Annotated in this window: 10 protein-coding genes (1 of these 10 cut by a window edge); 2 read left to right on the forward strand and 8 right to left on the reverse strand. The window is 37.9% G+C overall.

The annotated features are described in order from the left end of the window. Positions 1-22: 22 nt before the first annotated feature. The 4 genes from KHA95_RS20765 to KHA95_RS20780 all read right to left on the reverse strand — a co-directional run bounded on the left by KHA95_RS20765 (position 23) and on the right by KHA95_RS20780 (position 5,680). A complete protein-coding gene (locus KHA95_RS20765; protein ID WP_213139486.1) occupies positions 23-844 on the reverse strand; it encodes a carbohydrate ABC transporter permease in 822 nt (273 codons plus the stop codon). Continuing rightward, positions 844-1,764 (reverse strand): carbohydrate ABC transporter permease, encoded by a 921-nt coding sequence (locus KHA95_RS20770; RefSeq protein WP_213139487.1) that lies wholly within the window; start codon positions 1,762-1,764, stop codon positions 844-846. Before KHA95_RS20770 ends, KHA95_RS20765 begins: the two co-directional genes overlap by 1 nt. 39 nt (positions 1,765-1,803) lie before the next feature. Continuing rightward, positions 1,804-3,138 (reverse strand): ABC transporter substrate-binding protein, encoded by a 1,335-nt coding sequence (locus tag KHA95_RS20775; RefSeq protein WP_213139488.1) that lies wholly within the window; start codon positions 3,136-3,138, stop codon positions 1,804-1,806. A gap of 418 nt (positions 3,139-3,556) precedes the next feature. Continuing rightward, entirely contained in the window at positions 3,557-5,680 is a 2,124-nt protein-coding gene (locus KHA95_RS20780) for a glycoside hydrolase family 3 protein (protein WP_213139489.1), read from the reverse strand. Positions 5,681-5,854: 174 nt separating this feature from the next. Here KHA95_RS20780 and KHA95_RS20785 point away from each other — a divergent pair, with 174 nt between their 5' ends. Together KHA95_RS20785 and KHA95_RS20790 are read left to right on the forward strand one after the other, a co-directional pair. Next, on the forward strand, positions 5,855-6,769 hold the full coding sequence (locus KHA95_RS20785) for a helix-turn-helix domain-containing protein (RefSeq protein ID WP_213139490.1): 915 nt from the start codon (positions 5,855-5,857) through the stop codon (positions 6,767-6,769). Between the two features lie 172 nt (positions 6,770-6,941). Beyond that, on the forward strand, positions 6,942-8,879 hold the full coding sequence (locus tag KHA95_RS20790; protein WP_213139491.1) for an ABC-F family ATP-binding cassette domain-containing protein: 1,938 nt from the start codon (positions 6,942-6,944) through the stop codon (positions 8,877-8,879). Between the two features lie 471 nt (positions 8,880-9,350). Here the strand turns inward: KHA95_RS20790 and tsaD are convergent, their stop codons facing one another. The 4 genes in view from tsaD to tsaE are tightly spaced (each overlapping or abutting the next) and all read right to left on the reverse strand, a layout consistent with a single transcriptional unit that may run on beyond the window. Continuing rightward, complete coding sequence (gene tsaD / locus KHA95_RS20795; RefSeq protein ID WP_213139492.1) at positions 9,351-10,367, reverse strand: tRNA (adenosine(37)-N6)-threonylcarbamoyltransferase complex transferase subunit TsaD; 1,017 nt, start codon at positions 10,365-10,367, stop codon at positions 9,351-9,353. Then, positions 10,367-10,831, reverse strand: coding sequence for a ribosomal protein S18-alanine N-acetyltransferase (gene rimI, locus KHA95_RS20800; RefSeq protein ID WP_213139493.1), 465 nt, complete (start codon positions 10,829-10,831; stop codon positions 10,367-10,369). The genes tsaD and rimI overlap by 1 nt, the downstream gene beginning before the upstream one ends. Continuing rightward, the gene (tsaB, locus tag KHA95_RS20805; RefSeq protein ID WP_213139494.1) at positions 10,828-11,526 is read right to left on the reverse strand and encodes a tRNA (adenosine(37)-N6)-threonylcarbamoyltransferase complex dimerization subunit type 1 TsaB; all 699 of its coding nucleotides are present in this window, start codon (positions 11,524-11,526) and stop codon (positions 10,828-10,830) included. Before tsaB ends, rimI begins: the two co-directional genes overlap by 4 nt. Beyond that, positions 11,507-11,606, reverse strand: the 3' end of a protein-coding gene (gene tsaE / locus KHA95_RS20810; RefSeq protein WP_213139495.1) for a tRNA (adenosine(37)-N6)-threonylcarbamoyltransferase complex ATPase subunit type 1 TsaE. The gene runs 371 nt beyond the window's last position; 100 of the gene's 471 nt are visible here — the last part of the coding sequence; its start codon lies off the right edge, out of view — the gene reads right to left on this strand; its stop codon occupies positions 11,507-11,509. Before tsaE ends, tsaB begins: the two co-directional genes overlap by 20 nt.

The raw sequence follows: 11,606 nt of genomic DNA on the forward strand, positions 1-11,606 counted from the left end.
ATTACCCCCACTTATGATTTTATTATCCTTTTACACTACCTTCTGCTATTCCTTCAATAAATTGCCGCTGAAGAAAAAGAAATATCACTGTAATAGGTAATATTGTAATAACACCTGCCGCAGATAACATCGTCCAATCGGCTGTAAATCGGCCAGTAAATACTAAGTACTTAGTTGCTACTGTTTTTAATTCCTCAGATTGCAAAAAGGCATTTGCAAAGAAAAATTCATTCCATGTCCATAATCCAACTAATAGAACAACAGTAAGAAACGCAGGGCTTGCCAATGGAAGAATGATTCTATAAATTACTTGCAACTCACTACACCCATCAACTTTAGCACTGTCAATTAACTCGTTAGGAATCGCCACAAAAAAAGAGCGAAGGAGAAAGATATTAAAAGGTAAAAATATAGCTGAATAAATAAGAATTAATCCAAATAAAGAATCCATTAATCCAAGATTTTTCCATATAAAAAATAATGGTACTAAAAATAGACCCATCGGAATAGATAGAACAAATAACAGAAAACCCATAATTGCATTTGAACCTTTAAAATTTAGCTTGGATAAGGCATAAGCTGCTAATCCAGCGCTAATGCAAATAATAATAATCGTAGACACGCCTACTATCGTACTGTTTAGAAATGCCTGTCCATATTCTCCTTTTTGCCAAGCCTCTAATAGGTTAGAAAATTCTATTCGAGACGGTAATCCAAATGGGTTCTTCTGAAATTCATTACGTGGTTTCAACGCATTACTAAATAATAAAATCAATGGACCGATTGATACAGCCACAGCTATTAATAAGGGGATATGTCTCCAGTCAAATCGCTTTTTCTTCATTAAACATCCCAACCTTTTTTCTTTAAATAGCCAAAGCCCAAAATCACAATTATGCTAAATATCCCCATCGTCATTGCAACAGCACTCGCATACCCAGGTTGCTGGTTATAAATCGCTAATTTATACATATATGTCGCTAAAAGTTCCGATGCACTTCCTGGACCACCTTGAGTCATTACGAAAACATAGTCAAATGCTGCAAATGACCATATTATTAAAAGCATATAAATTAACACAAAAGTTGGACGCAACTGAGGTAGTATCACAGACCAGAATACTTGGACTTTATTAGCCCCTTCCACGATTGCAGCTTCTTCCAATGAGGAATCCAGTTGTTGTAATGCTATTAGAAAAAGAACGACTAGAAACCCCCAAAAATGCCAACCATCTGCAAGGGCGACGGCATAGAGCACAATTTTACTGTCTCCCAGCCAAGACAATGCAATATTTTCTAGACCCCAATTTTTTAAAATGACATTTATCCCAACATACGGGTTGTAAAGCCAAAGCCATATTTTAGCAGTTACGACCGTAGCTACAATATATGGCAAGAACACCATTACACGATAAAACTTTTGACCGTAATTAACTTTGCTAACTAAAAGTGCAATACTTAAGGCTGCGATTACAGGTATCGTTAAGAAGAAAGCCATCCATTTCACATTATTTAATAACGCAGCGTAAAAAACTTTATCGTTTATTAAAGAAGTAAAATTCTTTAATCCAATGAATTCAGCTGAACCTATCCCATCCCAGTTGGTGAAGGATAGCCATAGAGTACCAACAATTGGTCCACCAACAACAAGGAGTAATAATAGTAATGCTGGGGAAAGAAGTAACCAAGGTAATAATCTTTTCCGATAATATTTCTTGTTCCTAACTAACCCTTTCGAATAGGTAGCCGTAGTTGAAGCTTCCATCTATTTACACACTCCTTAAAGGAAAGGGGCATACACCCCTTACTCCTTAAAATCAAACAATAATCCTTCATCTTCATCTTTTTTCGCTTTTTCGTCAGCATTTCTCAAATATTCCTCGACCGTAAATTGTTCGAGAAATACACCATCAATGTTGTCCCATAGATATTGTTCGACATTTGGACCCCAATATGTCCATGATGCATAACCTGTATTCCCTTTTTCAAACGATTCTTCTAATGCTTCATAAACTTTCAAAATGATTGGATCAATATTATTTATGGATGTTACATCAATATTTTCATTTGGATAAAAGAGGCCCTGTTCAGCCATTAATGTTCCTACCTCATCACTAAAAAGCCAATCAAGGAATTGTGCAGACTCTTTTGGATGCTTTGTTTTTGAATTAATACCTGCAGATTCACCTAGTGCCATGGGGAGGGTAGGTTCAAGTCCGTCACGCCATGCTGGCATTACGAAAAAGTCAACTTCAAATGATGGTGGATCTGTAGTAAGTCTACTAGTAGCCCAGGTTCCTTCCATCTTCATTGCCGCTTCCTCATTATTAAATAAATACCATGAATCCTCAATCGAAATTGCGTGAGATTGCTTTTCATTGATATAACCTTCTTGCCAAAGTTCCTTCCAAGTTTGCGTTGCTTCCTGCATTAAGTCACTGCTCCAGGACAGTTCATTTTTTAGTACTTTCTTAAATTCGGTTCCCCCTAAATAGGAGTTATATACCACAGAAAGCCACCATTCATTAGAGGGCCTGAAATCTGTCGTTCCAAAAGCAACCGGGATTTTACCACTTTTCTTAATCTTTTCATTTAGAGCAATAAAATCTTGAAAATTGTTCGGTTCTTGCCATCCGTTTTCTTTGAACATATCTTTGTTATACCAAACGACCAATGATTCATACTGGCCAGGAAGCCCATACAATTTATCATCTGTATATCCTGTATCATATGCCCATTCAAAATAGCGCTGATTCCATCCAAATTCATCTGCATATTCATCTAGAGGCAGTAAATAACCTGATTTTGCAAACTGAAGTAATGTTGTTGGGCCATCTACAAGTACAATGTCTGGACCAGCGCCCGCAGCCATCTGTTGGCGGACGAGTGTATCGGGATCTTCATTTTGGATCAATTTTATTTTTATGTTTGGATGCTCTTTTTCAAAAGCACCAATAATATCCTCTTCAAGCACTCGCTTTTGTTCTTCCGTATCTGAAGTATGAGTCATATAAAGAAGTTCTATTTTTTCGTCCTTCAAATCTTTCTTTTTACTATCTCCCCCTGATTCCTTACTACAAGCAGAAACAATCATTAACATTGATACAACTAGACAAAAAACAATATAAACCTTTTTCATCATTTCCCTCCCACCCTCTATTGAAAGCGTTTACTATATATTGTTATTATCTCGCATTAAATTTCACTTGAACACCATACAAAATTGCACAAATTCTAGTACAAAATTTCCTTCTAAATTTATAAAATGGTATGTTCGATTAAAGATGATAAGCGAGTTTTATCCTAAAAGTAATTCTTTATTTTCCATCTTTGATATATACACCTACTCTCTCGTGCTCAAAAATACGCCAAAGAAAAGACCTTTCTTAAGTCTAATCAACTTAAGAAAGGTCTTCTCTAATTTACAACTTAACTTGTTATAAAATCCAAATATTAGCAGGGTTTTAGCATTTTATCGTCACTTTTACTACAAACCCCGTTATATCAAGGACTGGGGGCACTTATTACACCATGCCGCCCAAATATCCCTATTGTTTTTAATACCTCAACCCATGCCCAAGCTTATACACATTGCCATCGCTATCCTTATACGCATAGGATAATCCTTCGGGCATATATTTGTCCTTGTCATAGCCAGGTACATCATTTCTAGATACACACTCACCATTCTGATAAACTGCAATGACTTGATCGCTTGCTGGTAATGTCAATGGTAGAACACCTACTGGTTGACTATTTCCGGCAATTACTTCAAACTGCGCATTATAGAAGGTATCATATCCAGCAATCAATGCATCCGCCAATGGTTCAACATTTCCAAGAATCCATGGTAATGTCACGTTCACACTAATGACCACTTTCCCACCACGATTATGAATGTTGTCTGCCACTTCTTTAAGATGATTCATGCCAGTTAAAGTCGTTTCTTGATACAATGAGCCATCCAAGGCTGATAATACTTTATCCTCACAGATATCAAGTTCTAATAGTCCTGGTGTCGCATTGAAATAAGATCCTGATTTTGGATGTAAAAATAGGATCGCTACATCAGCTTCTTCATGGTTATCAGTCAACGTAAATTGACCAAGCTCTTGACATTCTTTTCTTGCTTTTTCAGTGTAGGCGGTAGCTCGTTCTGCTTCCTTGTGGAAAACTTCCACATATACTTTTTTACCTTCAAGCTTTTCAGCTGTCAAAGGTAATGTCTGATTTTGGTTTTTAAGTACGGTTACAGATTTTTTATGTCCTTCATAAGCCGCATCCCAATGCTCTTGGGTACTTACAACAGATGTAGCCAATTCTGGTGAATTATACGTACGGTCATCGAAAAGACCTAATGTAAACATTTCTGTCAGAAGTCTGACATTCGCTTCATCAATACGTTTTTCACTAATCCATCCTTTAGTAACGGCTAGTTTAAGATTTTCTATATCACCTGTATCAGCAACGATATCTGTTCCAGCGTTGACTGCTTTAGCAAAACGCTCAGCCTCACTTAACTCTTCAACGCCCCAGCACATATTATTCACAATGCCGCTATCACTATTTATATAGCCTGTAAATCCAAGCTTTCCTCTTAGAATATGATTGATGAAATAATGATTAAAAGTGAAACCTACTTCTTCAAATGGAATGTCTTCACCTTCAAACTCTTGGACCACACTCTTCTTAATACTTGGGATCGAATAATACGGCATGATAGATGATGTACCATGTTCTACCGCTGCTCTAAATGGAGGCAAGTGATACTTTTCTAAACTTCCCGGCGTTGGGTAAAGATTCCACTTTCCTTCTGCATAATGAGGATCAAATCCATTTTCCCTTGCTCCGCCACCTGGAAAATGCTTCGTTGTCATCGCAATACTATCTTTTCCTAACTTCTCACCTTGGAACCCGTCGATAAGGCGGCCAATCGCATCAGAAATAAATTCTGGATCTTCCCCAAACGTACCATACGTCCGTTGCCATCTTGGATCTGTAACGGTGTCCGCCATATACATATAACCTTTTCTTATTCCAGTTGCATTCCACTCTTTATGGGCGATTTTAGCAAATTCGCTAATAAGTGACGCATCTCCACCGTTTTTAATATCTCCTTGTGCTGCCGCTGCAAGTCCTAAAGTTCCAGGCCATGTGGAAAAAATACCAGCCGCATCATTCATACCAAAAATGGGTTCAGCGTTTTCATTTCTTGAATTAGACGTCACGATGATCGGAATACCTAGACGCGTTCCTTCAGCAACTTCATTCATTTTATTAATCCACTCCGCCATTTCAGCTGGACTAAAGTTATCTCTTAAAATGAAGTGTCTTAAATTCCTTTGCTCAATCGTATGTGTTGTCCCATATACTTTTGATGCAGCGAATATATTTGTCCCTTTTTCTATAATAGCCTCATCCAACACACCATCATGACTAGTCTTTTCTTTATCTTCTTGAGAAAGCCCCATCCTCCGGGTATTAATAAGCATCATTCCAACCTTTTCATCGATATTCATCAATGATACTAAGTTCTCAGCCCGTTCTTTCGGACTTAAACGCCAATCTTTATATGGTTCTAATTTTCCGCTATTATTCAAATCTTTAAATTTTAATCCGTCAACTTCAATGATATTCTTCACTCTAACTTCTAGTTCAGGCTGTTTATGGTTCGCTCCCACTTTTTCTCCTCCTAAAATTAGTCTTCTCCTAAATTCTACCCTTGAGATGACATATATAGTGAATTTCTTACTATTTTCTCTCTATATTGTTATAATAACAACAAAAAGTTGAAAATAAATGACGTTTATTGCTATAAACATTGTAAATATTGCTATGTAGAGGGTGATAATAAATTGAAGCAATCCGTTCTTATTCCAGTAACTAATCAAGGATTTGAGCTTCATTACTTAAATAATGAAAATCGTCCCCATGGATGGCCCAATAAATATAACGAATCATCCGAAAATTTTTCCCAATTAGAGTCTCTCTTCCAATTGCATAGGCACGATGTGTTAGAGGTTTTAGTATTTATAAATGGAGAATGTGATTTTTTTTGTGAAGGGAAAACATACTCCTTAAAAAGAGGAGATGTCGTAGTTATTCCTCCTTATGCTGTTCATAAAGCTAATATTAAAAGGATTGAGAAGTATGAGCGCGTCATTATTAGCGTTAGTGAGCATTTAATGGATGACTTTCTAATGAGCTCACCATTAATGAAAGAGAATATTGTTAATCAAAAGACAGAAAGTTCACATGTGTTACATCTGCAATCTAAAAGTTTCGAAGCAATCATTTCTTTGCTTGATGATATCAACAACAGGTTGGTAAATGATGAAAAAAATTATTCCTTTACATTGAATTACCAATTATTCCAAACCCTTCAGATCATCTTTGATCCTGCAAGCAGGAGGCAAAACCTTAATAGCAAAAATGCGCTAGACGAAAGATTCGCGTCTATACTCGAATACATCGAATTACATTTAACAGAGCCGGATTTAAGTTTAGATACAATATCTAGTTTCTTTCACTTAAATAAATACTATTTTTCCCATTATTTTAAACGGAACATGAACTTGCCATTTTACCGCTACGTATCATTAAAACGTTTATCGTTTGCGGTCACAATGATTAAGCAAAACCAGATGTCGATTGAAAAAGTTGCCTTAACATGCGGATTTCCTGATTATTCGAGTTTTTACAGACTTTTCAAAAAGGAATACAATCTCTCTCCGAAAAATTTTCAAAATGAATATAAGAAACGATATTAATTAGATAGCTACGTACCTTACGCAGAGTATTTCGTCGTTGACATTTTTCACTTCTATTGACATTGCGGTTGAATCAGGTGATTCTTTCGTTCCAGCCTCTTTAAAATTGGGCTAGGAAGATTGCCGGAAGCAGTCATTATACGATAAACTAGATAAAATAGAGGTGAAAAAAATGATGTTATTACAGGTACAACAACTGACTAAACATTTTGGAGCAGAGCTCATTTTATCGAATATAAAATTAGAAATTCAAAAAAAAGATCGGATTGCCCTCGTTGGTCGAAATGGTGCGGGAAAATCGACACTTTTAAAAATGATAGCTGGGCAGCTTTCCTATGATTCTGGGCAAATTGTAAAGCCGAATGATGTATCGATCGGTTATCTTGCGCAAAACACTGGACTTGAATCAAATCTCTCCATCTGGGATGAAATGCTAACTGTTTTTTCCAATTTAATCGTTATGGAAAACAATATTCGAAAAATTGAACATGATTTATCAGATCCTGCCATTTATGAAAAGGAAGGACAATATGAACGGCTTTTAGCTGAGTATGATCAATTACAGGTAACATTTAAAGACATGGGCGGGTATCAATATGAATCAGATATTCGGTCGATTTTACATGGCATGCGCTTTTATGAGGAAGACTACCAGACGTTAATTTCAACATTAAGTGGTGGACAGAAAACCCGGTTAGCGCTCGCCAAACTTTTGCTGATTAAACCTGATATCCTGATTCTTGATGAACCGACAAACCATCTTGATATCGAAACCCTCTCTTGGCTTGAACAATATTTACAAGGCTATCCAGGAGCGATTTTAATCGTTTCCCATGACCGCTATTTTTTAGATAAAGTGGTCGATCAAGTGTACGAGCTTTCAAGACATGAGCTAAAAAAATTTCATGGCAATTATAGCAAATATTTAATTCAAAAAGCTGAAATGTACGAAAAGGAAATGAAGCTTTACGAAAAGCAGCAAGATGAGATTGCTAAATTAGAGGATTTTATCCAGCGCAATCTCGCTCGCGCTTCGACGACGAAAAGAGCACAAAGCCGGAGAAAACAATTGAATCGCATGCAAGTAATGGATCGACCTGTCGGTGGAGAAAAATCCGCAAGCTTTTCATTTCGCATCGATCGACAAAGTGGAAATGATGTATTAAAGATCAATGATGCTTCGATCGGTTATGACAAGGAAGCTTTAGCACATCATATCGATTTTGACGTGACAAGGGAAGATAGCATCGCTCTCGTTGGTCCGAATGGGATCGGCAAATCAACATTATTAAAAACAATCATTCAAAAACTTAAGTTATTATCTGGTTCCATCCAGTTAGGGACGAACGTAACGATCGGTTATTATGATCAAGAACAAGCTGAGTTATCATCGAATAAAACGGTGCTACAAGAGCTATGGGATATTTATCCACAGAAAACGGAGAAAGAAATTCGCACAGTACTCGGTAATTTTTTATTTAGTGGTGATGATGTATTAAAAACGGTTGCCACCTTAAGTGGTGGAGAAAAAGCACGTGTCGCTCTTGCAGTTTTAATGCTTGAAGAAGCAAATTTTTTGATTCTTGATGAGCCGACGAACCATCTGGATTTAGATAGTAAGGAAGTACTCGAAAATGCATTGATTGACTATCCAGGAACGATTTTATTTGTCTCACATGATCGTTATTTTATTAACCGAATTGCGACAAAGGTAGTAGAACTCTCCGCTAACGGAGCAAGTGTTTACCTTGGCGATTATGATTATTATACAGATAAGAAACAGGAACAGTTTGAGCTTGCACGATTGGAAGCAGAAGCAAAGATCGTACGCCAAAAGTCAAATACTCCGATAACAAAAGATGCTTATCAATTAGATAAAGAAGCAAAAAAAGTGGAAAGACAACGGAAACGCCGGATCGAAGAAATTGAAGCACTACTCGCTTCTCTTGAAGAGGAAGTGAACGAAAAAGAAGAACTTCTCTGCCAACCAACCGTTTTCGAAGATCATGAGCAAGTTATGGAGATTAACGAACGACTAGAAGTACTCCATAATGAAATAAATCAGCTTTTAGAGGAATGGACAGAACTATCTGAACAACTTCAATCTTAATGAGATATGCGTAAGGCGTCCGTTTAACGACGTACTTCCTTTCGCGATTCTATGGGATCAACGGCGAAGAATGAGCCGATGTTGACTTATCGTACAGCTAGTCGCTGGGCGGCTGGAGCTAGACACCGATATCTTCCTTATAAAATAGGAATTTAAAAAAACTTATACTTTCTTTATTTTTACAAAGTGATGAAAAACAAATCGTTTTTCATCACTTTGTTGTTTGCCTCCCTTTTTATCATCCACAGATCTATTCACATTATTAACAATGATATAAAGGCTTTTGACGCACTTTTCCACATAATCCACATTTCAACCGTCGGTTATCCACATTATCAACATCCTTATCAACATTATGTTGATAACGGTTGCATCTTTTTATCCACAATTGATATCCACAGATAAAAAAGCGACTTTTTCTATAAAAGGCTTTTATCACGGAAAAAACTCCGAAGAAATCGGAGTTTTTACTCATCGTTCAATATCTAATCCCGGTTGAGCATTCATATCTAAGCCACTTCTTTTATCTAACTGAAATAATACACTACCTGCTGCTGCAATCATTGCCGCATTGTCGGTGCATAAATATAGCGGTGGAATGATCAGCTCTATCTCCGGTAGTTCGGCAAATTTCTCCTTCAGCGCCGTTCTAAGCCCTTGATTAGCAGCTACGCCTCCCGCAAGAAGCACTTGTTTCACATTGAACTCTCTAGCTGCACGAATCGTCTTCTCTGTCAGTACATCAATTACACTTTCTTGAAAGCTAGCTGCCAAATTTTCAGGAGAGATCGTTTCACCGCGCTGCTCAGCATTATGCAATGTATTGATCACTGCAGATTTTAAACCGCTAAAGCTAAAATCGTATGAGCCTTCTTCCAGCCAAGCTCGTGGAAGCTTGAGAACAGGCGAGCCTTCATGGGCAAGCCGATCGATATGCGGGCCTCCCGGATAAGGAAGGTTTAACGTTCGCGCGACTTTATCATATGCTTCACCAGCAGCATCATCGCGGGTTTCCCCAATCACTTGAAACGAACCATGCTTTTCCATTAATACTAGTTCCGTATGCCCTCCTGAAACAACAAGTGAAAGTAATGGAAATTTCATTTCTGTTATTAACTGATTCGCATAAATATGGCCTGCAATATGATGAACGCCTACAAGTGGAATTTGATGAGCGAATGCTAATGCTTTCGCAGCATTTACACCTACAAGCAAGGCACCTACAAGCCCTGGTCCCTCCGTTACCGCAATCGCATCGATGTCCCGAAAACTCATCTCCGCTTCACGCATAGCATTCTCAATGACAATCGTCATTTCTTCCACATGATGACGCGATGCTAGTTCGGGAACAACGCCCCCAAATCGTTTATGACTCTCAATTTGTGAAGCAACAACGTTTGATACGATTTCGTTTCCATTTTTCACTATGGATGCTGCCGTTTCATCACAACTTGTTTCGATGCCTAGAACAATTAAGTCTTTTTTCATTATAAATTCACCCACATTACTAACGCATCCTCATAATTATCGGTATAATAATTTTTTCGAATACCGCCTTCTTGAAACCCTAATTTTTTATACAATGATTTAGCCGGTTGATTGCTCACTCTCACTTCAAGTGTCATTGTGATCGCCCCCGCCTCTTTAGCTAGCGACATCATCTCTCGTAGCAATGATTCTCCTAGCTTACGGCTGCGAAACTGTGGCAGAATCGCAATATTCGTAATATGCGCCTCATCCATTACAAGCCAAACTCCACAATAACCTGCAACTTCTCTATTGCATTCAATCATCACATAAGTAGCAAAGCGATTGTGAAGAATATCATTATGAAAGGCTTCAGCTGGCCAAGGTACAGCAAATGACTTTCTCTCGATCTCAACAAGCTGGCCAATATCTTGTTCTGTGGCACGTCTAAATGAAATATCACATATATCCTGATGATTAATCATTGCTCTTTCTCCTGCTTTTCCAGCCATTTCGCTTCAGCCTCGACAAGGCGAATATAGTTAGGTGAAAAGGAATGAATATCCTCTGCGGGCATATGCATCCCAAGAAGCCCTAATTCGCTCGGTCTCGGGTTCCATTCACTTGGAGCCGCATAATTTGCTTGATGCTTTAAATGATGGTCAAATGTTTCTTTATGAAGCGGCACGTCATTGCCAATAAAAAGAATCGGTTCATTCATACTTTTACATTCAAGTGCCCACTCTTTTGCTTCAATATTGCGATCAGCCTTCACTACTTCTAAACTTCCTTCATTGTAGCGATAAAGTCCTGTATAAATTAATCCCCTTCTCGCATCAAATAAAGGTGAAATATATCCAGTAAAATATTTAGGTGCGGCAGCAAGTACTGCTAAGCTTGATACAGCCGACAATGGAATCCCTAAACTCCATGCCATTGTCTTTGCAACCGTTACGCCAATTCGCACACCCGTGTAAGAGCCCGGACCTTTCGCTACGACGATTTTATCAAGCTCAGCAGGAGTAACATTACACTCTAACAACAAGCGCTCAATCGCAGGCATAAGGCGGATACTATGATTCTTTTTTAGGTTTGTGATATACTCTCCAATTACACGTTCTTTCTGCAATAATGCTATGCCAAGCACATCATTGGATGTATCAATCGCTAATAATCTCATTCCATAACTCCTTACATAAAGCTTCATATCTTGCACCTACCGGCTGAAAATGAAGCTTTCTTCGATTCTCTCCCTCATGA

This window comes from Bacillus sp. FJAT-50079 (assembly GCF_018343515.1).
In the GTDB taxonomy this organism is placed as follows: Bacteria; Bacillota; Bacilli; order Bacillales; family Bacillaceae_C; genus Lederbergia.